Below are 26539 nucleotides of genomic sequence, written 5' to 3'. Positions count from 1 at the left end.
TGAACCGAGGCAAAACCCAGACCAAGAGAGAAATAGGACGAATCTGTGGAGAACTCGTAGAACGCCCGCCTGAGGAGGAAGCGTGGCCAATGCCCCCGTCGCCCCGACGGGACCACCGACCCCTCTCGACAACGGCAATGCGCCTCGCCAAACTGAACCCGACCGCCGCATCCACGATGCTTCCCATGCCGTCCTCGACCGAAGGAACCCGATGCACCAGCGCGACCCCGAGCCTTCGATCCCCGCGGCGCACGCAGGCCTCCGGCGCACGCTGCCGTTCGCGGACACGAGCGACTTCGCCGCGGCGGATCGCGGGTACCTGGGAACCCTGGATGACCCCAAGATCCTCGGGCGCAACGGCGAAGTCGTGTGGGATGCCGCCGCCTACGACTTCCTCGACGGGGACGCGCCCGACTCGGTGAACCCCAGCCTCTGGCGCCAGTCGCAGCTCGTCGCGAAGCACGGCCTCTATGAAGTGGTCCCCGGCGTTTACCAGGTGCGCGGTCTCGATCTCTCGGTGATGTCGGTCATCGAGGGCGACACCGGGGTGATCGTGGTGGATCCGTTGATCTCCACCGAGACCGCGGCTGCCGCGTTCGGGCTGTATCGGAGGCACCGCGGCGACCGGCAGATCCACGCGGTCATCTACACGCACAGTCACCTCGACCACTTCGGCGGCGTGCTCGGCATCGTCACGCAGCACGACGTCGATGCGAAGAAGGTGCAGATCATCGCGCCCGAGGGGTTCCTCGAACATGCCATCGCAGAGAACGTCTACGCCGGGACCGCGATGGGGCGTCGTGCCGGCTACATGTACGGTGCGGCACTCGCTCGCGGCCCGCGCGGGGCGGTGGGTGCGGGACTCGGGCAGACGACCTCCACGGGTGAGGTGACGATCCTCACCCCGACGCTCGAAGTGATGACGACGGGCGAGACCCACACGATCGACGGGGTGGATTTCGAGTTCCAGATGGCGCCGGGCACCGAAGCGCCGTCGGAGATGCACTTCCACATCCCGCGCTACAAGGCGCTGTGCATGGCGGAGAACGCCACGCACACGCTGCACAACCTGCTGACGCTGCGCGGGGCCCTGGTGCGTGACCCGCACGTGTGGTCGCAGTACCTCACCGAGGCGATCGAGCGCTTCGGCGGCGATGTCGAGGTCGTCTTCGCATCGCACCACTGGCCCACCTGGGGAAACGAGGAGATCCGCGCGTTCCTCGGCATCCAGCGGGATCTGTACGGCTATCTGCACGACCAGACGCTGCGTCTGCTCAACCGGGGCTACACCGGCTCGGAGATCGCCGAGATGCTCGAGATGCCGCCGGCGCTCCAGGCATCTTGGAGCACGCACGGCTATTACGGCTCGGTCAGCCACAACGTCAAGGCGATCTACCAGCGCTACATGGGGTGGTTCGACGGCAACCCGGCACGGCTGTGGCCGCACCCGCCCCAGCCTCTCGCCGAACGCTACGTCGCGGCGATCGGCGGGGTGGATCGCGTCATCGAACTCGCGCAGGTCGCCTTCGACGAGGGCGATTTCCGGTGGGCGGCGACGCTACTCGATCACGCCGTCTTCGCCGATCCCGACCACGCCGCCGCGCGCGCCCTCTATGCCGACACCCTCGAGCAACTGGCGTACGGTGCCGAGAACGGCACCTGGCGCAACTTCTTCCTCTCCGGGGCGACGGAGCTGCGCGAGGGCAACTTCGGCACCCCCGCGCTCACCAGCGCACCGCTGATCCTCGCGCAGCTCACGCCGGAGCAGCTCTTCGACGCCGTCGCCATCCGCATCGATGGTCCGAAGGCGTGGGATCTGGACCTCGCGATGGACGTCACGCTCACCGACCTCGGCCGCAGCTTTCACGTGACGGTGCGCAACGGCGTGCTGGTCTATGTCGAGAAGCAGGCGGATGCCGGTACGCCGCTTCACCTGGTGCTCTCCAAGCCCCGGCTGATCCGGCTGGCCGGCGGCGACCTCGACTCCGAAGGCATCGAGGCCACCGGCGACATGAGCGTGCTGAGCCGGCTCCTCGGAGTCCTCGACCAGGGGGACCCGGCGTTCGAGATCATCGTTCCCTAGGCGCGTTCCGTCTCGGCCGCTCCGCCCCCTCTCGCAACGACCGCGCGGCGCGCCTCACGCGACCGGCGCCCCGAACCACCGCTCCAGCGCCTCCCGCAGGCCGGTCGCGTCGTCCCCGCTCCACGCCACGTAGCCGTCGGGCCGCAGCAGCACGCCCGCGGCATCCACCTCGTCACTCGTCGCCACCACATGGCCGACGCGCTCGCCCCATCCCGCGGTCGACAGGCGACCGGTCTGATCGAGCAGCAGACCGCGACCGGTGCGCAGGAGCTCGTAGAGCCGCCCGCCGGGCAACGTCACGTCGCGCAGCCGACGCCCGACGAGGTGCGAGCCGGGGCCGAGGTCGTACCGGATGCCGATGCCGGTGATCTTCTCGATGAGGTACCGGTTGACCCCGTCGAGGTCCATCAGTTCGGTGATCAGCCGGCGCACGGCCCGCGGACCCGGCGCGGTGGACTGCAGCTCGCTCTGCACGCGCGTGGTGTTGAGCACGTCGTCGGCGACCGGCCGCCGCTCGGCCTCGTACGTGTCGAGCAGGCCCGGCGGCGCCCACCCGGCGATGTCGGCGGCCAGCTTGAACCCGAGGTTGACGGCGTCCTGGATGCCGAGGTTGAGCCCCTGCCCACCCTGCGGCGGGTGCACGTGCGCGGCGTCGCCGGCCAGCAGCACGCGTCCCACCCGGTAGTGATCGGCGAGGCGGGTGGCGTCGGTGAAGCGCGAGAGCCAGCGGGGCGAGTGGGCACCGAAATCGGTGCCGGCGTGCGCGCGCAGCTGGCGCGTGAACTCCTCGAACGCCGGCGGCTCGGTGCGGTCCTCGGTGACGGATGCCGCGGGCACGACGGCGCGGAAGCGACCCTCGCCGGCGGGACCGACACCGAAGCCGCGCTGGGTCTGTCGCGCCCGGGCGACGACGGCTGCCACCTCGTCGGGTGCGGCGGTGAGCTCGACCTCGCCCAGCAGCCACTCCGCCGTCGCCGCCTCGCCCGCGAAGCCGATGCCCGCGAGTGAGCGCACCGTGCTGCGGCCGCCGTCGCAGCCCACGACGTACCGGGCGCGCAGCTCGGCGCCGTCGCTCAGACGCACGGTGACGCCCCCGGCATCCTGCTCGATCCCGACCGCCTCGGTGGCGCGGCGGACCTGCGCGCCCAGCGCGAGCGCGTGCTCGGTGAGCAGTCGCTCGGTGACCGGCTGCGGGATGCCGAGAACGTAGCCGTGCGCGGTGTCGAGGTCGTCGGGCCACGGCTTGTCGATGCCGCCGAAGAAGCCGCCCACCCGGTACTGCGTGCCGTGCGCCTGCAGCGCGTCGCCGAGACCCCGCTGGTCGAGGATCTCGATGGTGCGCACGTGCAGCCCCAGCGCCCTCACCTGTCCGTGTGGCTGCGCCTCGCGCTCGATGACGAGCACATCCACGCCCTGCAGGCGCAGCTCGGCGGCGAGCATCATGCCCGTCGGTCCTGCTCCGATGATGACGACGTCGATCATGTGGCCCCGTTCCGCGGCACCCCGCGCCGCGACCGCCCATCCTCCCTCGTGACGGGGGTCTTGCCGCAAGCCCCGGGTCGCCCGATATCCTGGACATGGCAGGGCACGATCCCTGCCATCGTCGTTTTCGGGCGTCGCCGTCGGTGCCGCGCGCCACGCTGACGGGGAGGGGCGCCATGGAGTCGTCGGTCGCCCTTGCGCTGCCCTTCGCGGGCCGCTGGCTCGTGCAGAACAGTCCCGCGCGCCGGGTGCCGAGCCACGGGGTCGATGTGCTCGGGCAGCGGTATGCCATCGACTTCGTCGGCGTCGATGACCGGGGGAGCACCGCGACCACGCGCGACTGGCGCACCGCTCTCGCGACCGAGTCGCCCGAACGGTTCGTCGCGTTCGGTCGCATGATCGTCTCCCCGGTCGACGGCACCGTCGTGGCGGTGCACGACGGCGAGCCCGACCACGAGGCACGGCGCTCGCCGTTCGCGCTGCTCGGGTACGCCGCCGGACAGGCGGGGCGGCTGCGGCAGGGCATCGGCGCGGTCGCCGGCAACCATGTGATCGTGCAGGATGCCGCCGGCGGCATGTTCGTCGCCCTGGTCCACCTGCGCGTCGCGTCGCTGCGCGTCGGCGTGGGTGACACCGTGCGGGCCGGCAGCCCACTCGGCGAGTGCGGCAACTCCGGCAACTCGACCCAGCCGCACGTGCACGTGCAGGCGATGGACAGCGTGGACCTCGCCGTGGCCCGCGGCGTGCCGATCGTGTTCACCCGGTATCGGCAGTGGGGTCCACAGCGCGGGGTCACCCGCGACGTGAGCGCGGGCATCCCCGACGAGCGAGCCGTCGTCGGTCCGCTGGTATGACGATGCCGCGGGAAGTCGTCACAGCAGGCCCGCCCGTGCGAGCTCCCATCGGGGACGCATCGTTCCGAGCGTAGGGCCCCGCGGCCGCCCGCCCTCACCCTTGCAAGAACCGCACCCCCGCCTGGCGGAAGTCCCGCGACCCCGGTGCGTTGACGTGGTCCCGACCCGGGATCTCCACGAACGTGCCGTGCGGGGCGGTGGCGGCCAGCCGCCGTGACTGTTCCAGGATCGGATCGTCCTCGCCGGTGGCGAAGAGCACGGGCTGCGGGGGAGGGGATGCCGGGTCGGGGTCGCTGTCACCCAGTCGCATGCCCTCCGCCAGCGCGACCAGGGCGTGCAGGTCGTTCGTCGACACCCGTTCGGCCAGCGCGACGTAGCGGCGCGTGACGGCATCCTCCACCGCACGCCCCTCCTCGAGGTAGGCGTGCACCTGGTCGATCTGCATCCGCTCGAGCGGCCGCCCGTCGGGGATGCCACCGAGCACGGCCCGCTCGATGCGCGTCGGCACATCCACCGCCACCTGCCAGCCCACCCGGCCGCCGAGCGAGTACCCGAGATACCGGACCGTGTCGAGCAGATACGTGTCGAGCACGTTCACGAGGTCGCCGACGAGACTCGTCATCTCGTACGCGCCGGGCCGGCGCGGCTTGTCGCTGGCGCCGTGACCGCGCTGATCCACGGCGAGCACCCGCAGCCCCGCCCGCTGCAGGTCGCGCACCCACCCGGTGTTCACCCAGTTGTCGCGCGTGCTCGAGCCGAACCCGTGCACACACAGCACCGTCGGCGCCGCCTCGTCACCCCACGTGTAGGTCGCGATGCGGTCGCCGTCGGGGGTCATCACGAACTGCGGCGACGGCATGGTGGTCAAAGCAGTGAGCGCGTCATCCATCTTCCGATCCTCTCGCATCGCCCGGGCGGGGTCACCGGGGTGTGGTGTGGCGGTCGGTACAGTGACCGGATGCCGCGTCCCACCCGCCGTCGCCTCGCCGCAGCCCTGGTGCTCGCGATGACGATCGCCGCGGGGCTCGCGGTGCACCGGTGGGCACCCGACGGTGCGGCATCCGACATCGCGGGCGACCTGCTCTACGCGCTCGCCGCCTACGCCGGGCTCGTGTTGCTGGTGCCGCGCCCACGGCCGTGGGTCGTGGGGGTCGCTGCGGCGACCTGGTGCGTCGGGGTGGAACTGTTCCAGCTCACCGGCCTGCCCGAGCGCGTCGGCGCGGCCTTCGGCCCCGCCATGCTGCTGCTCGGCACCGTCTTCGATCCGCGCGACCTGGTCGTGTACGTCGCGGCCGTCGCCGCGGCCACGGCGCTCGACGCCGCGTTCGTGGCAGCCGGGCGACGGGCGAGGGAGCGCCGCCCGGTCGCATAGTCCCGGCCGGAGGCGGCGCCTCGGCAGTGGCCGACGTGGGATCCTGGTGTCCTACGAAGGAGTTCCCCCATGCAGCATCGTCCCCTCGGCCGCACCGGCCGCGCCGTCTCGGCCATCGGCCTCGGCACCTGGCAGCTCGGCGCCGACTGGGGTGCCGTCGACGAAGCCGACGCGCGCGCCGTTCTCGCGGCATCCCTCGACCAGGGCGTCACCCTGTTCGACACCGCGGACGTCTACGGCGACGGCCGCAGCGAGACGATCATCGGCGGATTCCTCGCCGAGCACCCCGGGCACGGCATCACCGTGGCGACCAAGATGGGGCGCCGCATGGCGCAGGAGCCCGCCAACTACTCGCCCGAGAACTTCCGCGCGTGGACCGACCGCTCACGCCGCAACCTGGGTGTGGACACCCTCGACCTCGTGCAGCTGCACTGCCCGCCCACCGAGGTGATCGAGGCCGATGCGACCTACGACGCGCTCGACGCCCTGGTGGCCGACGGCACGATCGGCGCCTACGGCGTGTCGGTGGAGACGTGCGCACAGGCGCTCGCCGCCATCGCCCACCCGCACGTGACCAACGTGCAGATCATCGTCAACCCGTTCCGGCTGAAGCCCCTCGATGAGGTGCTGCCGGCGGCAGTGGATGCCGGTGTCGCGATCTTCGCGCGGGTGCCGCTGGCGTCGGGGCTGCTGAGCGGCAAGTACACCACGGCCACCACGTTCGCCGGCGATGACCACCGGTCGTTCAACCGCCACGGCGAGGCCTTCGACCGCGGCGAGACGTTCTCGGGCGTGGACTACGAGACAGGTCTCGCCGCCGCGGCGGAGCTCGCCGCAGCGCTTCCCGAGGGTGTCTCCCTGCCGGCGGCGTCGCTGGCCTGGGGTGCGTCGCTCCGGGGCGTGACGACCGTGATTCCGGGAGCGCGCACCGTCGCGCAGGCCACGACCAACGCCCAGGCTGCGGCGCTGCTCGAACCGGGCAGCGGGTTCGACCTCGACGCTTTCGACGCCGTCGTCCGCGACGTGTACGACCGGATGCTGCGGGCGGACATCCACCCGCTCTGGTAGGCCGCCCCGCGTCGGGGCTTGACCTGGAGCGCGCTCCAGGTGCGATCGTCGCCGTCATGGACATGACGACCTCGATTCCGAGCCCCGTGCTGGGCGCGATGGACTTCGGTACCCGCATCGACGCCGACCGCGCCTTCGCGGTCCTCGATCGCTTCGTCGCGCATCGCCGACCTGCGCGAGTTCACGGGGCTGTTGCGGGGGAGCGGCGAGGCCGCCGACCGCGTGTCGTTCCTCCGGCGCCATCGGTCGAACCTCGAGGAGCGCACCGCGGCCATCGCCGCGGCGATCGGCGTGCTCGACGACAAGATCGCGTACTACTCCGCATCGGAGTGAGTTCCGGCGGGCCGAGGTCGTCGACGGGAACAGCGGTGCCACCGGTCGTGGGAGGTCGGATCGCGCGCGCCGCGCGTAATTGACGGCACGTTCAGAGTTTTCCTTGACACCTCTATGAGAATCCTCTAATGATTGTCACAGGGGGGAGGGTTACGCCGCGTGGCGTACCCCGAACCCTCGCTCAGCACTTGTCGCAGCCCTGTGTGCTCGACCCCCGAAGTGCGCCAACGCCCCAAACGGAGGCGTCATCGGGCGTGCCGAGTCGTCCTGCAACATCCCCATACCAGGAGGCACGCCACCATGCGCAGCACCATCCGCAACTACGTCCAGGCCGAGAAGGCTCGTCGCGAGGAGAACGGCGATGAGGGCTTCTCGCTCATCGAGCTCATCGTCGTCGTCGTGATCCTCGGCGTCCTCGCCGCCATCGCCGTTCCCGTCTTCATGGGCCTGCAGGACCAGGCCAAGGAGAGCGCCCTCGAGTCGATCACCGCCAACGGCGCCTCGCAGACCGCGTCGGACATCGCCCAGGGCAAGACGGCAACCGAAATCAACACGGCCCTGAACGACCTCGCTGACCAGAGCGAGGATCAGCTGACCGGTATCGCCCTAAGCGTCTCCGACGCCGACACGATCGATGGATTCTGCGTCACCGGTACCGCCGATGGGATCACGAACGCAGTTAAGTCCGGCCCCGGCTGCGGTCCCGCCGCCACCACCCCTCCTACCGGCGGCTGACACCACTCCAGCGCGGGACCGACCGACCCGACGGTCGGTCCCGCGCTGCCGGCAGCACGATGGAGCGCAAGGGGGAGAGATGGTGGGTGACGACGACGGCTTCAGCCTCGTGGAAGTGATCATCGCGCTGTTCCTGCTCGCGGTCATCTCCCTCGCCGTCCTGCCGATGGTGGTGGGCGCGGTGCGTCTCAGCGTGGACAACAAAGACCTCGTGGCTGCCACCGCGTTCGGCAATTCCCAGCTGGCCGTCGTGCGAGACGCTTTTCCGCTCGCGCCGCTGAACCCCACGAGCTGCGCAGGCCTGCAGGCACGCGCCACGCCCGCGCACGCGCCGCTGCCCGATGCGGCGGGCACCGGCATGCGGGCCTCGATCGCGGTGCTCGACGGGTGCCCGCCCGCAGCCAACGACTACCCCGCGTCGCTGCAGGTCAGCGTCACGGTGCGCGACGCGCAGGGGGACCTGCTCGTCACCATCCCCACCCGCGTACGGGTGTCGGCGCCATGACCCGCCGCAGCGACGACGCAGGCATGAGCCTGGTGGAGATCATCGTGGCCGTCGTGGTCGCCTCGCTCGTGGCCGGCATGGTCGCCCTCGTGCTCATCAACGGGCTGACGGCGCAGCAGCAGGCCGCCGCCCGCGACCGTGCCACCGGCTCGGCGAATGTCGCCAGCGCCTCACTCACACAGTCGATCCGCAACGCCACGATGCTGCGGGTGAGCCTCGGCGGCACGCGTCTGGACGCCCGGGTGCTCACGGACACCGGGACGGCCGAGTGCCGAGCCTGGGCGATGGTGGGAGCAGACCTCCGCTACAGCGCCGGGCCGACGCCCCGCTCGGCCGCCACGAACACGTGGAAGCCGATCGCGACGGGCGTCACCGCGACGCTCCCCGGCGACGCCGCGTTCGCGCCGGAAGGGAACCGCGGAGTGAGCATCGGCCTGCGCATCACCCACGACCGACAGACCGCGATCATCACCGACGGGGCGACCGCGCAGGCCCAGGACGATGCTGCAGGAGGACCCCCGTGCTGATGAGACTTCGGCCCCGCCCGATCGGCAGCGGGAGGTGCGACGATGACGCCGGATCGACCCTCGTGTCGATGCTGATCGTCATGCTCGTGCTCAGCATCGGCGGGCTCGTGCTGTCGTCGATCGTCGTCAACACCTCGGCGATGCTCGTGGAGGGGCGCGAGAGCGTGCAGTCCCGCGCCGCGGCCGACGCCGGTCTCGCCGAGGTGGTCGCCCGCGGCCAGCGAGGAGAGGACATCTGCTCCGCGGCATCGTACGTCTCCACCGTCGCTCCGCGGTTCACGGTCGAGGTGCTGTGCGACTCGAGCAGGGTGCTGCTGCGCAGCGCCGGCCGTGGTGCCGACGGCGGCTCCACCGTCACCGAAGCGACCTACCAGCGCAACCTCAGCACCCAATCCCTCAAGGGTGCCGTCATCTCCGCCTCCGGGTCACTCAACGTCTCGTCCATCAACATCACGGCACCGGCGATCGACGGCGACATCGTGCTGGACAGTGGCGACTTCGACTGCAACAACTCGATGGAGATCTTCGGCGACCTGATCGTGCGCGACGGCGCGGTGAACCTCTCCAACCAGTGCCGCATCCACGGTGACGTGATCGCGTCGCGCTCGGTGCAGATCCAGAACAACGCGGTCGGCGTCGACGGCGACGTGCACGCGATGGGCGACTTCACGCTCACCACCAGCGCGACGATCGGCGGCAGCGTGTACACGCGCGGCAAGGCCACGGTCAACAGCGGCGGTCGCGTCGTCGGTTCGGTGACCGCCGTCGGCGACGCGGCGATCGGCGGGCCGACGACCCACCTCGGCGGCGGCGTGTGGGCGGGCGGAGCGGTCTCGGTGAACGCCGCCACCGTGTCGGGCTCGGTGACCGCCGCCGGATCCGGCGACGCGGACTTCTTCAACAGCACCACGGGCTCGGTGCGGGTGGCGGGCAAGATCAGCCAGATGCAGGGTGCCAGGATCAACGGCGACGTGACCTCATCCCGTCCCGGCGTGGCACACTCCATCGCGCCGGGGACGACGATCACCGGCAGCCTCACCCTGGCCGGTACGTATTCCACGTGGAGCTCCGGCCCCACCGTCCACGGCACCGTGCGGCAGAACGTCGGGGGGCTGGTGGCCCCGACGGCACCGACCGTCGACACGCCGTGGGCGTTGACTCCCGGAGCGTTCGAATGGGTCGACCTGGCCTTCCCTGCCACCGGGTGGCCGGGCTACACGCGCATCGCGACGCCGGGGTGCGACTACCAGAACAGCCCGGCAGACCGCGCGATGATCAACGCGTTGACCGCGCCGACCATCGTCGACGCCCGCACCTGCTCGACGCTGAAGCTCTACGACGTGGCGTTCGCGGTGAAGACGAACGTGACCTTCCTCGTCTCGTCGGTGCAGGCGCAGAAGCTCAAGGTCACATCCGCCGACGGTGCCCCCCACGCCTTCAACATCATCACCCCCGACGGCACCCCCGACCACACGCCCACCTGTGCCCCGGTCTCGGGCTTCGCCACCCCCGGCACGATCGACATCGGTGACGTCGTGATGGATGCCCGCATCACCGGGTTGGCGTACTCGCCGTGCACCGTGCACATCGGCCAGTCCACGGGCGGCGGGCGCTGGAACGGCCAGGTGTACGCCGGCAAGGTGACCTGGGGAGGCAACAGCTCGCCCCGCATGCAGCTCGACTACCGAGAGGTGACGGTACCGGGCTTCGCGGTCGCGGGCGGCGGCGGCGGTGGTGGTGCAGGCGGTGCCGCCTCGGTGCTGGGCGACCTCATCCGATTGCGCGACACATGAACCCGCTCTCGATCTACCTCCTCGCCCTCGCGGGCCTGTTCGGGCTCGTCATCGGCTCGTTCCTCAACGTCGTGATCCACCGGGTGCCCGCCGGCATCCCGCTCACCCGTGCGAGCAGCTGCCCGCGGTGCGACGCACCGGTGCGCCCCTGGCAGAACGTCCCCGTCGTGTCGTGGCTCGCGCTGCGCGGCCGCTGCGCGGCCTGCGGACTGCCCATCTCGCGCCGCTACCCGCTCGTAGAAGCCGCCACCGCCGCCGCCTTCGTGCTGGTGGCCTGGATCGCGCTCGACGCCGACCGCGCGATCGCCGGCGTCCCGGCCACCGGCGCCGCGGTGACGGTCGCCGCCGCGCTGCTGTACTTCGCGGCGATCTCCATCGCGCTCACCCTCATCGACCTCGACGTGCATCGGCTGCCGAACGCGATCGTGCTGCCCTCCTACGGGGTGGCCCTCGGGCTGTTCACGCTCGCGTGCCTGCTGGGTGCGCCGTGGGTCTCGCTCGGGCGTGCCGCCGTCGGCGGCGCCGCGCTCTTCGCCTTCTACCTGGTGCTGCGCTCGGTGCGGCCGGGCGCCATGGGCGGGGGAGACGTCAAGCTCGCGGGCGTGGTGGGGATCTACCTCGGGTGGCTCGGCTGGGGACCGCTCGTCGTGGGCGGGTTCGCGGCTTTCGTGCTCGGCGGCGTCTTCGGCGTCGCCCTCATGATCAGCCGTCGCGCCGGCCGGTCCACGGCGATTCCGTTCGGTCCGTGGATGATCGCGGGCGCGTGGGTGGGCATTTTGGTGGGCGTTCCGCTCGCCGAAGGTTACGTCGGACTTCTCGTCCCATAGGAAAGGCAGGGATATGGCGAAGACGATCGTCGGTCTGGAGATCACCGAAGAAGGCGTGCGGGCTGCCGAAGTGACGGTGGGTCGGCGTCCCGTGCTCGTCGCCGGCGGCTCCGTGCCGTTGCCGCCGGGCGCCGCCAAGGACTCCGAGGTGTTCGATCGCGACGCGGTGGCGCTGGCGCTTCGGCAGCTCTGGAGCCGCACCGGCATCAAGAACCGCCGCGTGGTGCTGGGCCTCGGCAGCCGGCGCATCCTCGTGCGGGAGTACACGACCACGGCGATGCGACCCGACCTGCTGCGTCAGGCGCTGCCGTTCCAGGTGCAGGACCTGCTGCCCGTGCCGCCCGAGCAGGCGGTGCTCGACTTCTATCCGCTCGCCCAGCAGAGCGACCAGGTCACGGGTCTGCTGGTGGCCACGGTGGCCGAGACCGTGGAGGACCTCATCGCCACGGTCGCGAAGGCCAAGCTCACCGTCGATGTGGTCGACCTCGCACCGTTCGGTCTGGCCCGGGCGGTCAGCCGCGTCGCGCGCCCCGGCGAGACCGTCGCCGCCTTCCACCTGGGCGACCACACCAGCTTCGTCGTCGTGCTGCGCGACGGCGTGCCGCGATTCGTGCGCATGATCCCGATCGACATCACCACGCAGGCGGTGCGCAACCGTGAGTCGGCGGCCCTCGGTGACAGTGCAGACCTCGCAGCGCCCGCCGACGAGCCCCTGGCCGTCGTGCCGAGCGGCGACGGCCCCCTCACGCGCCGTCGTGCCGGCGCGCGTGTCACGCAACGCCCCAGCGCCATGTCCGACGTCGCGATCGCCGACCTGGTGGCGCGGCTGCGCAGCACCCTCACCTTCTACGCCGACCGCTCCGGTGAGCAGCCCGTCACACGCGTGCTGCTCACCGGTGCCGGGGCGGCTGTCCCGGGCATCGCCGAGGCGCTGGCGGGGAGCCTGCCGCTGGAAGTCGAGTCGGTGCCGGCAAGCCAGATCGTCGATGTCAAGGGCGACCCACCTGAAGGCGACGACGCCCTCGACCTGCTCGCCACCGTCGGTCTCGCACTCGGGGAGGTGCGGCGATGAGCGGCTCCGCTCACGTGATCGCGGTGGGCTCCGCGCCCCGCGTCAACCTCATGCCGCGCGCCGAGACCGAGCGGCGTGCGAACAACGCGCTGATCCGGCGCTGGTCGCTCGCCCTCGTCGGAGCGATGGGAGTGGTCGCGATCGCGATGGGCGGCGCCTTCTTCCTGCAGCTGACCTCGGAACAGCGCGCGGCGGCCGAGGACGCCCGCACCAGCGACCTGCTCACGCGCATCGCCGCGCTTTCGGACGTGCGCGCGGCGGTCGCGCTCGAAGGCGAGCTGACCGACTTCCGCGGCACCGCGATGGCCGCGGAACTCGCCTGGTCCAAGGTCATCGGTGCCCTGCGCGACACGATGCCACCCGACGTCGCGATGGCCGGGTTCGACCTCGCCGTCGGTGGCGCCACGGTGGGGGACGACCCTTCGGCGGAGCCGGGGGCGAGTGGCACCGTCACCTTCACCACCGCGGTGCCGATCGAGATGGTCTCCCTCACCCGAGCCGTGCGCTCGCTCGAGAGCGTGCTCGACGCCGACGGGTGGGAGCTGGTCGTCGACGACAACGACATCCACACCTACACGCTGCGGGTGAGCGTCGACCAGACGTTCTACACCGGCACCTACGTGACGGAGGACACCCCGTGAACGCCCCCAAACAGATCGTCAACCTGCTCGGCGCGGTGTTCGTGGCCGGCGTCGTCGTCGCAGGCGTGACCCTGGGTGCACTGCCGCTCTACGGCAACGCGCAGGCGAACGACGAGTCGACCCGTTCCGTCGCGCAGACCAACGACATCTACGACATCCAGCTGCAGCAGCTCACCGCCGACGCGGTGCGTATCGCCGAGATCGACGCGAACGTCGCGGCGCTGCGCGCCGAGATTCCGGCCCGCCCGCAGCTCGACGATCTGCACGAGATCGTGGTGGGCGCCGCCGCCGACGTCGGCGCGCGCATCGTCAGCGTCGTGGCCGTCGAGCCCGTGCCGTGGACCGCCCGCCCGTCACTGGGGGAGCAGACCGCACCGGCGGCACCCGCCGTCGTCGACGTCAACGCCTCCGACGAGGAGGAGGCGGAGACCGACGATGCCGCAGCCGAACCGGCGCCGCCGCCCGTCCCCGACGCGGTCTCGCCGCAGCAGCAGGTGCGCGTGACGATCTCGGTCGAGGTCGCCGATACGCAGCAGGCCGCCGCGTTCGTCGATGCGCTGGGGAGAGGGCCGCGCCTGATCGGTGTGGAGTCCGCCGTGGTGGCCGGCGAGAACAACGAGCTCACCCTCACCGTGACCGTTCAGACCTTCATCCGCACAGAGGACCCCTCATGACCGACGACGACACCACCCTCACCGGCATGCTCGCTGCGGCCCACCGGGCCAAGGCCTCCGACGTGCACCTCACCGCCAATCACCCGCCGCTCATGCGGGTCAAGGGCGACCTCGCCCCGATCCCCGGCTACACCGAGCCCACCGGCACGAACTGGCTGGAGCGCGCCGTGGGCGGCATCATGACCGACGAGCAGGTCGCCGACTTCCGCCGCGCCGGCGAGGTCGACCTCGCGCTGTCGGTGCCGCAGGTGGCCCGGTTCCGCGTCAACGTCTTCCGCCAGCTCGGCGCCGTGGCCGTCGCGCTGCGTTTCATCCCCGACACCGCACTCAGTCTCGACCAGCTGGGGGTGCCCGCGATCGCCCGCGATCTGGTGCTCAAGCCCCGCGGCCTCGTGCTGGTGACGGGGCCGACCGGTTCGGGCAAGTCCACCACGCTCGCGGCCATGCTCGACATCGTCAACCAGACGCTGCCGGCGCACATCGTCACGGTCGAAGACCCGGTCGAGTTCCAGCACACCAGCAAGCGCTCGCTCATCCACCAGCGCGAGATCGGCAGCGACACCGCGTCGTTCGCCGAGGCCCTGCGTCGTGTGCTGCGTCAGGACCCCGACGTGATCCTCATCGGCGAGCTGCGTGACCCCGAGTCGATCTCGACCGCGCTTTCGGCGGCCGAGACCGGCCACCTCGTGCTGTCGACTCTGCACACCCAGAGTGCGGCGAAGTCGATCAACCGCATCGTCGACGCCTTCCCGCCCGACCAGCAGACCCAGGTGCGCACCCAACTGGGTGACACCCTGCAGGGCATCATCAGCCAGACCCTGCTGCCGCGCGCGCAGGACGACGGCCGGGTCATCGCCACCGAGGTGCTGGTGAACACCCCCGCCATCGCCAACCTCATCCGCGAGGGGCAGGTCAGTCAGATCTACTCGATGCTGCAGGCCGGCGGCGGCATCGGCATGCACACGCTCGATCAGGACCTGCGCCGCCTGGTCGAGAACGGCAGCATCACGATGGCACTGGCGAGGTCGTTCGCCTCGGATGCCGCTTCGCTCGACGACGCCCGGGTGCGCCCGCGCGACCTCGACGTCGAGTCCTGGGCGCTGCATTCGACGCGCCCGCAGGATGCCGGCTGGGCTCACTGATGGCACTCATCGAGGAGTACACCTACCGTGCGGTCGACGTCACCAACGGCAAGGTGGTCAAGGGTGCGCTGGAAGCCGCCAGCGAGAACGCCGTCGCCGCCAAGCTGCGCGCCCAGGGTCTCACGCCGCTCGAGGTGTCGCTGACGGCCAAGACAGGGCTCAACCAGGAGATCTCGATCCCCGGGTTCGAGAAGCGCGTCAGCGTCGCCACCTTGGCGGTGTTCGCCAAGCAGATGGCCGGCCTCATGAATGCCGGCCTGCCGCTGATGCGCACCCTCAGCATCCTCATCGAGCAGACGGAGGACAAGAAGCTGCAGCGGGCGCTCGTCGCGGTGCAGGCGGCGATCGAGTCGGGATCGGCCTTCTCTGTCGCGCTCGCCCAGCATCCCGACATCTTCCCGCCGCTCATGGTGAGCATGGTGAAGGTCGGCGAGATCGGCGGCTTCCTCGGCCAGGCGCTGACGACGGTGGCGAAGACGTATGAGAGCGAGGCCGAGCTTCACGGCAAGATCAAGTCCGCCACCACCTACCCCGCGATCGTGTTCGGCATCGCCATCGTCGGTGTCGTCGCGATGATCGCCTTCATCGTCCCGATCTTCAAGGGCATGTTCGAAAGCCTGGGATCCGAGCTGCCCCTCCCCACCCAGATCCTCGTCGCCATGTCGGCGAACGCCGCCTGGGGTGTGCCGCTGCTCGCCGTGATCGCGATCGGCGGGTGGATCTGGTGGATGCAGAACAAGCGGAAGGATCGCGTGCGCCGTGTCGTCGATCCGCTGAAGCTGAAAGTGCCGGTCTTCGGTCCCCTCGCCACCAAGATCGCGGTCGCACGCTTCGCCCGCAGCCTCGCGATGATGCTCGACGCCGGCGTGCCGCTGGTGCAGGCGCTGTCGATCGTGGGGGAGGCGTCGAACAACTGGAAGATCGAGCAGGCCGTGCGCGAGGTGCAGGAGTCGGTCAAGCAGGGCCGGTCGTTCGCGGCGCCGCTGGCGAAAGCCGAGGTGTTCCCGCCGATGGTCGCCCAGATGGTCGCCGTGGGTGAGGAATCGGGCACGCTCGCCGACATGCTGTCGTCGATCGCCGACTACTACGAGAGCGAGGTGGAGGCGGCCACCGAGCAGCTGACATCCTCGATCGAGCCGATCCTCATCGTGGGCATCGGCATCATCATCGGCGGCATGGTGATCTCGCTCTACATGCCGATCTTCTCGATCTACGGCGAGATCGGCGGGTGAGGGGCTGCGCGCTCAGATCGAGACGCGCAGCACCTCTTCGATCGTGGTGATGCCCTGGGCGACCTTGCTGAAGCCGTCTTCGCGCAGCGACACCATGCCCTGCTTGATCGCGACGGCACGCAGCTCGGTGCCGGTCGCGTGGGCGACGACGAGCTTCTCGAGATCCTCGCTGACGGTCATGACCTCGTGCAGCGCCACGCGGCCGCGGTAGCCGGTGCCCGAGCAGGCGGCGCAGCCCACCGTGCGGTAGAGCACCGGGGGATCGGCGGGGTTGTGCGGGAAGTGCACCGAGTCGAGCACGTCGCGCGACTCGGTGTAGGTCTCGCGGCAGTTCATGCACAACCTGCGCGCCAGGCGCTGGGCGACGACGGCGGTGAGAGCGGTGCCGACCAGGAACGGCTCGCACCCGATCTCGGTCAGACGCGTCAGGGCGCTGGGCGCGTCGTTGGTGTGCAGGGTCGACAGCACCAGGTGGCCCGTGAGCGCGGCTTCGATCGAGATCGTCGCGGTCTCCTTGTCGCGGATCTCGCCGACCAGCACGACGTCGGGGTCCGACCGCAGGATCGAGCGCAGCGCCGCCTGGAACGTCATGCCCGCGCGGGCGTTGACCTGCACCTGGTTGATGCCCGCCATGCGGTACTCCACCGGGTCTTCGACCGTGATGACGTTCACCCGCGGGCTGGCGACGGCGTTGAGCGCGGTATAGAGGGTGGTGGATTTGCCCGACCCGGTGGGGCCGGTGACCAGCACCATGCCGTGGGGGCGCCCGATCGACTCGGTGAAGCGCTTGTGGTTGATCAGCGAGAACTTCAGGTCGCCCATCGACAGGGTCTGCCCGGAGTTGTCGAGGATGCGCATGACGATCTTCTCGCCCCACACCGTCGGCAGGGTCGCCAGGCGCAGGTCGACCTGTCGGCCGTCGTGATGCACCGACAGTCGCCCATCCTGCGGCTTGCGGCGCTCGGCGATGTCGATGGATGCCATGATCTTCAGCCGCGAGATCACGCCGTCCTGAATGGCGCGGTCGGCCTTCTGCATCTCGTGCAGCACGCCGTCGATGCGGTACCGCACCGTCAGCTGGCGCTCACCGGGCTCGATGTGGATGTCGCTGGCCCGGTCGCTGATCGCCTGCGTGATGAGCAGGTTGACGAAGCGCACGATCGGGGCATCGTCGACCTGGTCCTCGAGCGACTCGGTGCCGGAGGAGCTCTCGGATGCCGCGATCTCGCCGATCTGCTCCGAGAGGTCGCTGAGCTCCTCATCGGAGCGCAGGAAGCGGGTGAACGCGTTCTTCAGTGCGTCGGCGGCGACCACGACGGGGCGCACGTTCATCTCGGTGGCCGTGCCGACGTCATCGAGGGCGATGAGGTCGCTCGGGTCGAGCATGCCGATCGTCAGGCTCCGCCGTCCCCGCTCGAGCGGAATCAGCTGGTATCGCCGGCACAGGGAGGCCGGCACGAGGGCGACCACGTCGGCGTCGAGCGACACCGCTCCCAGGTCGACGAACGCGTAGCCGGACTCCGCGGCGATGCCCTGCGCGATCTGCGTCTCGGTGGCCAACCGTGCCGTCACGATCCCTTCGCGCAGCTGCGGCCCATCACCGATGTCCGCGACGAGACTCGACATGTCCTCCGCACGGACCATGCCCGATCTCACCAGCGATTCTGCAAGCCCTCTCATGCGACAACCTTCCCCAGGTGGCTCATCCTAGGGCGCCCGCATGCCCCGCCGCCACTGAATTGTGAGAACTCTCTCATTCAGTCTCGCCGCGCCGTTTGCGCCCGTCGCGCGGGCCGTCAAGCCCACGAAACGCCGTCATCCGCGCCGTTAGGGTGACGGCATGAGCGAACCGAATGTGATGCACCGGACCATCGCCTGGGCGCTGTCGACCAAGCCGGTGCGGGCGTTCCTGCTCTACACCGAGCACCGCGGACCGGTACTCGCCGACAGCGTCACCTACCGCACCCTGTTCAGCGTCTTCGCGGGCGTGCTGCTCGGCTTCTCACTCGCCGGGCTCTGGCTCGGGGGCAACCCTGCCGCGTTCGACGCCCTCATCGCCGCCGTCGACAGCGCCATCCCCGGCATCGTCGGTGAGGGCGGCATCATCGAGGATCCGCAGGACATCGCCATTCCCGCCGGACTCACCATCGCCGGCATCCTCTCGCTCGTCGCCCTCGTCGGCGCCGCGATCGGCGCCATCGGCAGCCTCCGCATCGCGATGCGCGTCATCGCCGACCGCGTCGCCGACGATGTCATGTTCGTGTGGGTGCTGCTGCGCAACCTGGGCCTGGCGATCGGCATCGGCGTCGGGCTCGGTGCCTCGGCGGCGATCAGCTTCTTGGGCACGGCCGGCCTCGGCATCGTCGGCGACTGGCTCGGGATGCCGCAGGACTCACCGCTGCTGGTCCTCGGCGGCCGCGTCATCACGATCGTCGCGGTCTTCGCGCTCGATGCCGTCATCATCGCCGGCGCCTTCCGGATGCTCTCGGGGCTGCGGCCCTCGGCCCGGTCGCTGTGGAGCGGGGCGCTGCTGGGGGCGGTGGGGCTCAGCGTGCTGCAGCAGCTGTCGGGCCTGTTCGTCGGTGGGGCGTCGTCGAATCCGCTCTTGGCCTCGTTCGCCTCGCTCATCGCGCTGCTGCTGTGGTTCAACCTCTCGGCGCAGGTGATCCTCATCGCCAGCGCCTACATCGTCACCGGCGTCGAGGAGGAAGCCGACCGGGTGCGCGCCCGCTACGGCGCCCAGACCTTCGCGCAGCGGCGCGTGCGTCGAGCCGAGAACGCCGTGCTGGTGGCGTCGGACGAGCTCACGCGGGCACGGGAGGCGGAAGCCGAGGAACGCGAAAAGGCGCTCGAGAAGGCCGAGGCATGACCCGGGTGCCCGCGTACACGGCGGCGCAGGTACGCGCCGCCGAAGCGCCGCTGCTTGCGGTGGGCCAGCCGCTCATGCGGCGTGCCGCGGCCGCGCTGGCCGACGTGCTGTGGCAGGAGCTGCCGCGGGGTGGCCGGCTGCTCGTGCTGGCCGGTCGCGGTGACAACGGCGGCGACGCCCTCTTCGCCGCAGGCGACAGTCGCGTGGTCGCCGTCGACCTCCCGAGTGGACTGCAGCCCGACCTGGGCACGGTCGCCGACGACATCGTGCTGCCCGCGTCGGTGACCGTCACCTTCGGCGCGCTCAAAGCGGGTCTCGTGCGCGGCGCCGGACCGCGCCTGACAGGCCGCGTCCTGCTGGTGGACCTGGGGCTGGCTCTCCCCGCCGACGAGGCAGTGGATGCCGGCGAGGTCGACATCGTCCGGCATCCGTGACGGGCGCGTGAAGATCGCGTTGCCATCTGCGCGCAGACGGGGCGATCCGCGTCCGAGTGGCTCCGGCATCCACTGACAGTCGGTAGCGTCGTAGTGTGGCCATTCAGCGAGACAACGACACCGCAGCCTCCCATCCGCTCCAGGCGACGCATCCGCTCGCCCTCGCGCCGGTGACGGCCCCCGCCGCGACGGTCGACGGGTTCGTGGCGGAGTTCCTGCAGAACCTCAACCTCGAGCGGGGGGTGACGCTCACCGCCTCCAGCCCCAACGACCGCTACGTCGCGCTGGCCTACACGGTGCGCGACTACCTCATCGCGCGGTGGCTCGAAGACCGCCGCCACCTGCGCGAGACGCAGGCCAAGACCGTCTGCTACCTGTCGGCGGAGTACCTGCTCGGCCGCCAGCTCCAGAACAACCTGCTCGCGACCGACCTCACCGCGATCGCCACCGAGGCGCTCGCGCAGTGCGGGGTCGACCTCGACGAGCTGCGCGACCTCGAGGTGGAACCGGGTCTCGGCAACGGCGGCCTCGGCCGCCTCGCGGCGTGCTTCATCGACTCCCTGGCCACCATGAGCGTGCCCAACATCGGCTACGGCATCCGCTACGAGTACGGCATCTTCCGGCAGACCTTCGACGACGGGCAGCAGAGCGAGCAGCCCGACGCGTGGCTCGCCCTCGGCTCGCCGTGGGAGTTCCCCCACCCCGAGGCCGCGCAGACCATCGGCTTCGGTGGCCGCACCGAGTCGTATGTGGACGACGAGGGCGTCACCCGTGCGCGCTGGGTGCCCGACTGGCGCGTGCGAGCCGTGCCCTACAACTACATGGTGCCCGGTTACCACAACGGCCGCGTCAACACGCTGCGGCTGTGGAGCGCCCAGGCCACCGACGCATTCGACCTGCGCATCTTCAACTCCGGTGACTACGAAGAAGCCGTGCGCGCGCAGACGTATGCCGAGAACATCTCCAAGGTGCTCTACCCCGAGGACTCCACGCCGCAGGGCAAGGAACTGCGCCTGCAGCAGCAGTACTTCTTCGTCTCGGCATCCATCGCCGATTTCATCGACACGCAGCTGGCAGACGGCGCCGACCTTGCGACCCTTCCCGACAAGGTCATCTTCCAGCTCAACGACACCCACCCCGTCATCGCGGTGCCCGAGCTCATGCGTGTGCTCGTCGATGAGAAGGGTATGACGTGGGATGCCGCGTGGGACATCACCCGCCAGTGCTTCGCCTACACGTGCCACACGCTGCTGCCCGAAGCCCTCGAAGTGTGGTCGGTGGAGCTGATGGGCCGGCTGCTGCCGCGGCATCTGGAGATCATCTACCGCATCAACGATGAGTTCCTCGCGGCCGTGCGGGAGCGTTTCGGCGACGATGAGATGCGCATCCGCGACATGTCGATCATCGCCGAGTTCCCCGAGCGCTCGGTGCGCATGGCGTACCTCGCGACGGTCGCCGCCGCGAAGGTCAACGGCGTCGCCGAGCTGCACTCGCAGCTGCTGCGCGAGAAGGTGCTGCCCGACTTCGACGAGTTCTTCCCGGGCCGGTTCATCAACGTCACCAACGGCGTCACGCCCCGCCGCTTCCTGCGGCTGGCGAACCCCGACCTCTCCGCACTCATCACCGAGGCGATCGGGGAGGGCTGGGTCACCGACCTCGAGCGACTTCGCGAGCTCGAGCCCTATGCCGACGACGCCGACTTCCGCTCCGCGTTCGCGCAGGTGAAGGCGGCCAACAAGCGTCACCTCAGCGACGTGCTGCGCGCCCGCGACGGCTTCGAGGTCGGCGAGGGTCACATGCTCGACGTCATGGTCAAGCGCCTGCACGAGTACAAGCGGCAGATGCTCAAACTCCTGCACATCGTGACGACCTACGAGAACATCGTCTCGGGCAGGGTCGCCGTCGCCGATGTGCAGCCGCGCACGTTCCTCTTCGGCGCCAAGGCCGCGCCCGGCTACGTCATGGCCAAGCGCATCATCCACCTCATCAACGCCGTCGGCTCGGTCGTCAACGCCGACCCGCGCGTCGAGGGCCGGCTGCAGGTGCTGTTCCCGCCGAACTACAACGTCACCCTCGCCGAGCGGGTCGTCCCCGCCGCCGACCTGTCGGAGCAGATCTCGCTCGCCGGCAAGGAGGCATCGGGGACGGGCAACATGAAGTTCGCGCTCAACGGCGCGCTCACCATCGGCACCGACGACGGCGCGAACGTCGAGATCCGCGAGCTCGTCGGCGACGAGAATTTCTTCCTGTTCGGCATGGCCGAGCCCGAGGTGGAGGCGCTGTGGGCGCGCGGATACCGCCCGAGCGACTTCTACGCCGCCGACGAGGACCTGCGCCGCAGCATCGACCTCATCGCGTCGGGGACCTTCTCCGACGGTGACCGCTCGGTGTTCGAACCCGTCGTGTCGAACCTGCTCTACGACGATCGCTTCATGGTGCTCGCCGACTACCGCTCGTACATCGACGAGCAAGCGAAGGTGGATACCGCCTACGCCGACCGTGATGCGTGGACGCGCTCGGCGATCCTCAACGTCGGGCGGTGCGGGTTCTTCTCGTCCGATCGGTCGATGCGCGACTACATCGACCGCATCTGGCACACCCCGCTGGCGATGTGACTCAGCGGGCGTAGCGCTCGACGAAGGCCCGCAGAATGCCACCGGTGTGCGTCACCGGCTCGCGTCGTACCGCGGCGAGGGTGAGGTCGAGCTCCTCAGGGGCGAAGTACCCGTGCCGGGCGTACGTGCGGATGCGGGTGGTCATGCCTTCGACGTCGCACTCCGGGTGGAACTGGGTGGCGTAGACGTTCTGCCCCACGCGGAACATCTGCACGGGGCACGCCGCCGAGGTCGCCAGCAGCGTCGCCGACGGTGGCAGCCGCGTGATGGCCTCCTTGTGGCCGACGAATGCCGCGAACTCGTCGGGGAGGTCGGCCAGCAGCGGATCGGCGGCACCGGCCGCGGTGCGCTGCACCGTCACCACGCTGATGGGTTCGCGGTACGTGCGGTCGATCACCGCGCCCTGGTGCGCACCGAGGGTCCCGATGCCGTAGCAGGCACCGAAGAAGGGGAAGTCCCGCGGCACCACCTCATCGAGCAGCCGCGCAACGTCGGCTTCGGCTCGCCGCTGCACGGCGGACTTCTGCGCCACGGGGTCGGAGGCGTTGAAAGGTCCGCCGCCGACGAAGATCCCCGAGACGGCATCCAGATCGACATCCCCCAACGGCGCTGCTTCGAGCCGCACGCGACGGAGGTCTTTCTCATCGAGCCCGGTGTACCGCAGGAAGAGTGCGTATTCCTCGTCGGCGGGGACGTCTTCGGGTCGGGTGGCCAGCAGCAGGAAGGGCTTCATCGCGCCTGAGTCTATGCGTGCCGCCGCCCGCCGTCGTCCCGGAGATGATGCTTCGCCCCGCGCGCCGCGCGGCCTAGGGTGAGTGTGACGGCCGCAGACCCCGCGGCCGCGACAGCGACGTCGCAGGGAGAACCCCATGTCCACCATCGCCTGGATCGGTCTCGGCCACATGGGCGCGCCCATGGCCGCCCACCTCGTCTCCGCCGGACACACCGTGCGCGGCGTCGACCCGGTGCCCGCCGCCCGCGACGCCGCCGCCACCCGTGGCATCCAGGTCGTCGATACCGTCGCCGAGGCGCTGCAGGGCGCCGACGCGTGTCTCACGTCGCTGCCCGGTCCCGACCAGGTGCGGCAGGTGTACGGGGGAGGGGACGGGGTCTTCGCCCACGCGGTGGCCGGCACCCTGCTGCTGGACACCTCCACCGTCGACGTCGGCACCTCGCGCTGGTGCCACGACGAAGCCGCAGCGAGAGGTCTCGCGTTCGTCGACTCGCCGATCTCCGGTGGCACCGCCGGAGCGGAGGCCGGCACGCTCGCCGTCATGCTCGGCGGGCACCCCGACCACCTCGCCCGCGCGCGCACGGTCGTCGAGCCGATGGCGCGCGCCGTGATCGACTGCGGCGAGGCCACCAGCGGCATCGCCGCGAAGCTCGCCAACAACATGATGCTCTTCATCAGCGTCATGGCGATGTCGGAGGGTTCGCAGCTCGCCGAGCACCTGGGGCTCGACCCGCACGTGTTCTGGCAGGTGGTGGATGCCTCGTCCGGCCAGTCGTGGGCCCAGCGCACCTGGTACCCCGTGCCGGGCGTCGTGCCGACGGCCGCGGCCAACCACGATTTCGATGCCACCTTCTCGGCCGATCTCGCCCGCAAGGACTGCGGGCTGGCGGTGCAGGCGGGTGAGGCCACGGGGGTCAACCTCCCCGCCGCCCGCCTCGCCCTCGAGCAGCTCGAGCGCCTGGCGGCGGAGGGTCTGGGCGGCAAGGACTGCACGCTCGTGGCGAAGTACGCCTCGCCCGACGGCACGCTGCGCGGCTACACCCCCGCCCCCCGCGAATAGCACTCCGCGCCGCGCGGGGCAACGGCGTCGGGGCTGCCGTCGTGTCGCGTTAGGGTCGGATCAGGAGGTCATTTCATGGCTATTGCACGAATGCAGGGCGGTCCGCTCGACGGGCAGCTGCTTCCCCTGGACGACCCGGAGATGGACCGGCTCATCCTTCCGTACAGCGAGACGCAGGTCGTCTACGAGCGCGCCGGAGCCCCGGAGAACACCGGCGACGACGACGGTCCGACCGAGGCGGTCTTCCACTACGTCGAGGCACAGGACGACATCGACCCCGACCGTGACGATCAGGACGAGCCGTAAGCACCGTGGCAGGGATCGCTGAGCACGCTGCAGATCCCGCGGAGCCGCAACGCTCCATCGAGGTTGAGCGCAAGTACGACGTCGACGACGCCGCGGCGGTACCCGATTGGACGGTGCTGCCCGGCGTCGCCGTCGTCGGCGCCGCCGAGCATCGCCGGCTCGACGCGCGATATCTCGACACCGCCGAGGCGCACCTCGCCCGGTCGCGCGTGGCCGTGCGTCGGCGCACCGGTGGTCCCGACGCCGGCTGGCACATCAAGATCTCCTCGCCCGAGGGCAAGCACGAGTGGGCGTGGCCGTTGGATGCCGAGCCCGATGACGATGCCGCCGAACTTCCGGTTCCTGACCCCGTGATCGCCGCGCTGGCGCGGTGGGCGACGCCGCCGTTCACCGCGTTGGCGCGCATCCGCAACGAGCGTGCGGCCTACGCGCTGCGCGACGCTGACGGTGCGCTCGTGGCGGAGTTCGTCGACGACCACGTCACCGCCCGCGACGAGCGCCGGGGCACGGAGGCGTCGTGGCGCGAGTGGGAGCTCGAACTCGGACCGGCGGCCCCCGTCGATGCAGACGGCCGAGCGGCGCTCTTCGCCGCCGCCGACGCCATCGTGGCCGCCGCAGGTGGCCGCCTGGCGGCATCCGAGTCCAAGCTCGGCCGCGTCCTCGGCGCCTGACCCCCGTCCATCGAACGAGCGCAGCGAAACCGAACGCGCCGCAGACCACTGACGCCGCCCCCGGGTACGGGAGCGGCGTCAGTGGTTCGTGACGGCGGGCGTCAGATGTTGATCATGTGACCCGCGAGGCCGTGGAAGGCCTCCTGCAGCGCCTCCGACAGCGTCGGGTGGGTGTGCACGTTGCGGGCGGCTTCGAGAGCGGTGAGGTCCCACTTCTGCGCGAGGGTCAGCTCGGGCAGCAGCTCCGACACGTCGGGGCCGATGAGGTGGCCACCCAGCAGCTCCAGGTGCTCGGCGTCGGCGATGAGCTTGACGAAGCCGATCGGCTCGCCGAGGCCGTTCGCCTTGCCGTTCGCGCTGAACGGGAACTTCGCGACCTTCACGTCGTAACCGGCGTCGCGCGCCTGCTGCTCGGTGAGACCGAACGAGGCCACCTGCGGCGAGCAGAACGTCGCGCGCGGCATCATGCGGTAGTCGCCCAGCGTCTGGGTCTCGGCCTTCGCGATCGTCTCGGCGGCCACGACGCCCTGCGCCTCGGCCACGTGGGCCAGCTGCAGCTTGGCGGTGACGTCGCCGATGGCGTAGATGCCCTCGACGTTCGTGCGCATGTGGTCGTCGATGTCGATGGCGCCGCGGTCGGTCAGCTTCACGCCGGTGTTCTCCAGGCCGTAGCCCTCGACGTTCGCGGCGAAGCCGATCGACATCATGACCTTGTCGGCCTCGATCGAGCCCTTCGTGCCGTCGGCGTTGGCGCTGTAGGCGACCGTGACCTTCGACCCGTCGTCGGTGACCGACTCCACCTTGGTGGAGGTGAGGATGTCGATGCCGTACTTCTTGTACTGCTTCTGCAGCTCCTTGGACACCTCGACGTCCTCGTTGGGCAGCGCCCGGTCGAGGAACTCGATGATGGTCACCTTCACGCCGTAGTTGCTCAGCACGAAGGCGAACTCCATGCCGATGGCGCCGGCGCCGACGATGACGATCGACTCGGGCAGATCGCGCGTGAGGATCTGCTCCTCGTACGTCACGACGTTCTTGCTCAGCTGCACACCGGGAAGCAGACGCACCTTCGCGCCGGTGGAGATGATGGCGTTGTCGAAGGTGACGCGCTCGGTGGAGCCGTCGGCCTTGGCCACATCGATCGTGTGGGCGTCGGCGAACGTGCCGCGGCCCTCGTATTCGGTGACCTTGTTCTTCTTCATCAGGTAGTGGATGCCCTTGACGTGGGTCTCCGCCACCTTGCGGCTGCGGTCCCACGCGGTGCCGAAGTCGAAGTGCACATCACCGGAGATGCCGAACATGTCGGCCTTGTGCAGGAACGTGTGCGCGAGGTCGGCGTTGCGAAGGAGGGCCTTGGAGGGGATGCAGCCCACATTGAGGCACACACCGCCCCAGTACTTCTCTTCGATGATGGCGACAGACAGGCCGAGCTGAGCGCTGCGGACCGCTGCGACATACCCGCCGGGGCCCGCGCCGAGGATGACGACGTCGTAATGAGGCATGACCACCAG

Annotated in this window: 26 protein-coding genes; 21 read left to right on the top strand and 5 right to left on the bottom strand. The window is 70.2% G+C overall.

The window, feature by feature from the left end; genetic code table 11:
* Positions 1-211 precede the first annotated feature (211 nt).
* Positions 212-2083 carry an alkyl/aryl-sulfatase gene (locus H9651_RS10635; protein WP_191719271.1) on the top strand — a complete coding sequence of 624 codons (1872 nt, stop codon included), beginning with the start codon at positions 212-214 and terminating at the stop codon, positions 2081-2083.
* Between the two features lie 54 nt (positions 2084-2137).
* Here H9651_RS10635 and H9651_RS10630 read toward each other — a convergent pair whose 3' ends face one another.
* The gene (locus tag H9651_RS10630; RefSeq protein ID WP_191719270.1) at positions 2138-3565 is read right to left on the bottom strand and encodes an FAD-dependent monooxygenase; all 1428 of its coding nucleotides are present in this window, start codon (positions 3563-3565) and stop codon (positions 2138-2140) included.
* A 176-nt stretch (positions 3566-3741) separates the two neighbouring features.
* On the opposite strand from H9651_RS10630, the gene H9651_RS10625 reads away from it, so the two are divergent.
* Positions 3742-4419, top strand: a complete 678-nt coding sequence (locus H9651_RS10625) for a M23 family metallopeptidase (protein WP_191719269.1) — start codon at positions 3742-3744, stop codon at positions 4417-4419.
* A gap of 94 nt (positions 4420-4513) precedes the next feature.
* Here H9651_RS10625 and H9651_RS10620 read toward each other — a convergent pair whose 3' ends face one another.
* Positions 4514-5308: an alpha/beta fold hydrolase gene (locus H9651_RS10620; protein ID WP_191719268.1), complete on the bottom strand. Its 795-nt coding sequence runs from the start codon at positions 5306-5308 to the stop codon at positions 4514-4516.
* A gap of 69 nt (positions 5309-5377) precedes the next feature.
* On the opposite strand from H9651_RS10620, the gene H9651_RS10615 reads away from it, so the two are divergent.
* From H9651_RS10615 to H9651_RS10555, 13 genes are all read left to right on the top strand, one after another.
* Positions 5378-5791 carry a ribosomal maturation YjgA family protein gene (locus H9651_RS10615; RefSeq protein ID WP_191719267.1) on the top strand — a complete coding sequence of 138 codons (414 nt, stop codon included), beginning with the start codon at positions 5378-5380 and terminating at the stop codon, positions 5789-5791.
* Between the two features lie 69 nt (positions 5792-5860).
* The gene (locus H9651_RS10610; protein ID WP_191719266.1) at positions 5861-6859 is read left to right on the top strand and encodes an aldo/keto reductase; all 999 of its coding nucleotides are present in this window, start codon (positions 5861-5863) and stop codon (positions 6857-6859) included.
* 192 nt (positions 6860-7051) lie between these two features.
* Positions 7052-7192 (top strand): MerR family transcriptional regulator, encoded by a 141-nt coding sequence (locus H9651_RS10605; protein WP_191719265.1) that lies wholly within the window; start codon positions 7052-7054, stop codon positions 7190-7192.
* Positions 7193-7492: 300 nt separating this feature from the next.
* Complete coding sequence (locus H9651_RS15040) at positions 7493-7927, top strand: prepilin-type N-terminal cleavage/methylation domain-containing protein (RefSeq protein ID WP_191719264.1); 435 nt, start codon at positions 7493-7495, stop codon at positions 7925-7927.
* 79 nt (positions 7928-8006) lie between these two features.
* Positions 8007-8432: a type IV pilus modification PilV family protein gene (locus H9651_RS10595; protein ID WP_191719263.1), complete on the top strand. Its 426-nt coding sequence runs from the start codon at positions 8007-8009 to the stop codon at positions 8430-8432.
* Positions 8429-8959, top strand: a complete 531-nt coding sequence (locus tag H9651_RS10590) for a hypothetical protein (protein ID WP_191719262.1) — start codon at positions 8429-8431, stop codon at positions 8957-8959. The genes H9651_RS10595 and H9651_RS10590 overlap by 4 nt, the downstream gene beginning before the upstream one ends.
* Positions 8959-10752, top strand: a complete 1794-nt coding sequence (locus tag H9651_RS10585) for a bactofilin family protein (RefSeq protein WP_191719261.1) — start codon at positions 8959-8961, stop codon at positions 10750-10752. Before H9651_RS10590 ends, H9651_RS10585 begins: the two co-directional genes overlap by 1 nt.
* Positions 10749-11579: a prepilin peptidase gene (locus H9651_RS10580; RefSeq protein ID WP_191719260.1), complete on the top strand. Its 831-nt coding sequence runs from the start codon at positions 10749-10751 to the stop codon at positions 11577-11579. Before H9651_RS10585 ends, H9651_RS10580 begins: the two co-directional genes overlap by 4 nt.
* Positions 11580-11592: 13 nt before the next feature.
* Positions 11593-12651, top strand: a complete 1059-nt coding sequence (gene pilM, locus H9651_RS10575; RefSeq protein WP_191719259.1) for a pilus assembly protein PilM — start codon at positions 11593-11595, stop codon at positions 12649-12651.
* Positions 12648-13292, top strand: coding sequence for a hypothetical protein (locus tag H9651_RS10570; protein ID WP_191719258.1), 645 nt, complete (start codon positions 12648-12650; stop codon positions 13290-13292). Before pilM ends, H9651_RS10570 begins: the two co-directional genes overlap by 4 nt.
* Positions 13289-13966, top strand: coding sequence for a hypothetical protein (locus H9651_RS10565; protein ID WP_191719257.1), 678 nt, complete (start codon positions 13289-13291; stop codon positions 13964-13966). Before H9651_RS10570 ends, H9651_RS10565 begins: the two co-directional genes overlap by 4 nt.
* On the top strand, positions 13963-15108 hold the full coding sequence (locus H9651_RS10560; RefSeq protein ID WP_191719256.1) for a type IV pilus twitching motility protein PilT: 1146 nt from the start codon (positions 13963-13965) through the stop codon (positions 15106-15108). Before H9651_RS10565 ends, H9651_RS10560 begins: the two co-directional genes overlap by 4 nt.
* Positions 15108-16340 carry a type II secretion system F family protein gene (locus tag H9651_RS10555; protein WP_191719255.1) on the top strand — a complete coding sequence of 411 codons (1233 nt, stop codon included), beginning with the start codon at positions 15108-15110 and terminating at the stop codon, positions 16338-16340. The genes H9651_RS10560 and H9651_RS10555 overlap by 1 nt, the downstream gene beginning before the upstream one ends.
* Before the next feature lie 12 nt (positions 16341-16352).
* Here the strand turns inward: H9651_RS10555 and H9651_RS10550 are convergent, their stop codons facing one another.
* Positions 16353-18020: a GspE/PulE family protein gene (locus tag H9651_RS10550; protein WP_191719254.1), complete on the bottom strand. Its 1668-nt coding sequence runs from the start codon at positions 18018-18020 to the stop codon at positions 16353-16355.
* Positions 18021-18180: 160 nt separating this feature from the next.
* Here H9651_RS10550 and H9651_RS10545 point away from each other — a divergent pair, with 160 nt between their 5' ends.
* The 3 genes from H9651_RS10545 to H9651_RS10535 all read left to right on the top strand — a co-directional run bounded on the left by H9651_RS10545 (position 18181) and on the right by H9651_RS10535 (position 22258).
* Entirely contained in the window at positions 18181-19209 is a 1029-nt protein-coding gene (locus H9651_RS10545; protein WP_191719253.1) for a YihY/virulence factor BrkB family protein, read from the top strand.
* A complete protein-coding gene (locus H9651_RS10540; protein WP_191719252.1) occupies positions 19206-19643 on the top strand; it encodes an NAD(P)H-hydrate epimerase in 438 nt (145 codons plus the stop codon). The genes H9651_RS10545 and H9651_RS10540 overlap by 4 nt, the downstream gene beginning before the upstream one ends.
* 170 nt (positions 19644-19813) lie before the next feature.
* Positions 19814-22258: a glycogen/starch/alpha-glucan phosphorylase gene (locus H9651_RS10535; protein ID WP_191719326.1), complete on the top strand. Its 2445-nt coding sequence runs from the start codon at positions 19814-19816 to the stop codon at positions 22256-22258.
* 1 nt (position 22259) lies between these two features.
* Here H9651_RS10535 and H9651_RS10530 read toward each other — a convergent pair whose 3' ends face one another.
* Positions 22260-22991, bottom strand: coding sequence for a glutamine amidotransferase (locus H9651_RS10530; protein ID WP_191719251.1), 732 nt, complete (start codon positions 22989-22991; stop codon positions 22260-22262).
* Between the two features lie 136 nt (positions 22992-23127).
* Between H9651_RS10530 and H9651_RS10525 the strand changes: the two genes are divergently transcribed.
* The 3 genes from H9651_RS10525 (at position 23128) to H9651_RS10515 (ending at position 25028) form a co-directional block, all read left to right on the top strand.
* Positions 23128-24051: an NAD(P)-dependent oxidoreductase gene (locus H9651_RS10525; protein ID WP_191719250.1), complete on the top strand. Its 924-nt coding sequence runs from the start codon at positions 23128-23130 to the stop codon at positions 24049-24051.
* Between the two features lie 75 nt (positions 24052-24126).
* Positions 24127-24357: a response regulator gene (locus tag H9651_RS10520; protein WP_191719249.1), complete on the top strand. Its 231-nt coding sequence runs from the start codon at positions 24127-24129 to the stop codon at positions 24355-24357.
* A gap of 5 nt (positions 24358-24362) precedes the next feature.
* Positions 24363-25028, top strand: a complete 666-nt coding sequence (locus H9651_RS10515) for a CYTH domain-containing protein (protein WP_318244842.1) — start codon at positions 24363-24365, stop codon at positions 25026-25028.
* Positions 25029-25129: 101 nt separating this feature from the next.
* Here the strand turns inward: H9651_RS10515 and lpdA are convergent, their stop codons facing one another.
* Positions 25130-26530 (bottom strand): dihydrolipoyl dehydrogenase, encoded by a 1401-nt coding sequence (gene lpdA, locus H9651_RS10510; protein WP_191719248.1) that lies wholly within the window; start codon positions 26528-26530, stop codon positions 25130-25132.
* Between the last annotated feature and the right edge of the window lie 9 nt (positions 26531-26539).

The sequence above is a fragment of the Microbacterium pullorum genome, assembly GCF_014836535.1.
In the GTDB taxonomy this organism is placed as follows: domain Bacteria; phylum Actinomycetota; class Actinomycetes; order Actinomycetales; family Microbacteriaceae; genus Microbacterium; species Microbacterium pullorum.
Note: the sequence above shows the minus strand (reverse complement) of the source record. Positions and strands in the feature narration are given on the sequence as shown.

Bases quoted from the DNA above. Each gene is read 5' to 3' on its own strand.
- H9651_RS10635 (WP_191719271.1), top strand. From the start codon at position 212: ATGCACCAGCGCGACCCCGAGCCTTCGATCCCCGCGGCGCACGCAGGC.
- H9651_RS10630 (WP_191719270.1), bottom strand. From the start codon at position 3,565: ATGATCGACGTCGTCATCATCGGAGCAGGACCGACGGGCATGATGCTC.
- H9651_RS10625 (WP_191719269.1), top strand. From the start codon at position 3,742: ATGGAGTCGTCGGTCGCCCTTGCGCTGCCCTTCGCGGGCCGCTGGCTC.
- H9651_RS10620 (WP_191719268.1), bottom strand. From the start codon at position 5,308: ATGGATGACGCGCTCACTGCTTTGACCACCATGCCGTCGCCGCAGTTC.
- H9651_RS10615 (WP_191719267.1), top strand. From the start codon at position 5,378: ATGCCGCGTCCCACCCGCCGTCGCCTCGCCGCAGCCCTGGTGCTCGCG.
- H9651_RS10610 (WP_191719266.1), top strand. From the start codon at position 5,861: ATGCAGCATCGTCCCCTCGGCCGCACCGGCCGCGCCGTCTCGGCCATC.
- H9651_RS15040 (WP_191719264.1), top strand. From the start codon at position 7,493: ATGCGCAGCACCATCCGCAACTACGTCCAGGCCGAGAAGGCTCGTCGC.
- H9651_RS10595 (WP_191719263.1), top strand. From the start codon at position 8,007: ATGGTGGGTGACGACGACGGCTTCAGCCTCGTGGAAGTGATCATCGCG.
- H9651_RS10590 (WP_191719262.1), top strand. From the start codon at position 8,429: ATGACCCGCCGCAGCGACGACGCAGGCATGAGCCTGGTGGAGATCATC.
- H9651_RS10585 (WP_191719261.1), top strand. From the start codon at position 8,959: ATGAGACTTCGGCCCCGCCCGATCGGCAGCGGGAGGTGCGACGATGAC.
- H9651_RS10580 (WP_191719260.1), top strand. From the start codon at position 10,749: ATGAACCCGCTCTCGATCTACCTCCTCGCCCTCGCGGGCCTGTTCGGG.
- pilM (WP_191719259.1), top strand. From the start codon at position 11,593: ATGGCGAAGACGATCGTCGGTCTGGAGATCACCGAAGAAGGCGTGCGG.
- H9651_RS10570 (WP_191719258.1), top strand. From the start codon at position 12,648: ATGAGCGGCTCCGCTCACGTGATCGCGGTGGGCTCCGCGCCCCGCGTC.
- H9651_RS10560 (WP_191719256.1), top strand. From the start codon at position 13,963: ATGACCGACGACGACACCACCCTCACCGGCATGCTCGCTGCGGCCCAC.
- H9651_RS10555 (WP_191719255.1), top strand. From the start codon at position 15,108: ATGGCACTCATCGAGGAGTACACCTACCGTGCGGTCGACGTCACCAAC.
- H9651_RS10550 (WP_191719254.1), bottom strand. From the start codon at position 18,020: ATGAGAGGGCTTGCAGAATCGCTGGTGAGATCGGGCATGGTCCGTGCG.
- H9651_RS10545 (WP_191719253.1), top strand. From the start codon at position 18,181: ATGAGCGAACCGAATGTGATGCACCGGACCATCGCCTGGGCGCTGTCG.
- H9651_RS10540 (WP_191719252.1), top strand. From the start codon at position 19,206: ATGACCCGGGTGCCCGCGTACACGGCGGCGCAGGTACGCGCCGCCGAA.
- H9651_RS10530 (WP_191719251.1), bottom strand. From the start codon at position 22,991: ATGAAGCCCTTCCTGCTGCTGGCCACCCGACCCGAAGACGTCCCCGCC.
- H9651_RS10525 (WP_191719250.1), top strand. From the start codon at position 23,128: ATGTCCACCATCGCCTGGATCGGTCTCGGCCACATGGGCGCGCCCATG.
- H9651_RS10520 (WP_191719249.1), top strand. From the start codon at position 24,127: ATGGCTATTGCACGAATGCAGGGCGGTCCGCTCGACGGGCAGCTGCTT.
- lpdA (WP_191719248.1), bottom strand. From the start codon at position 26,530: ATGCCTCATTACGACGTCGTCATCCTCGGCGCGGGCCCCGGCGGGTAT.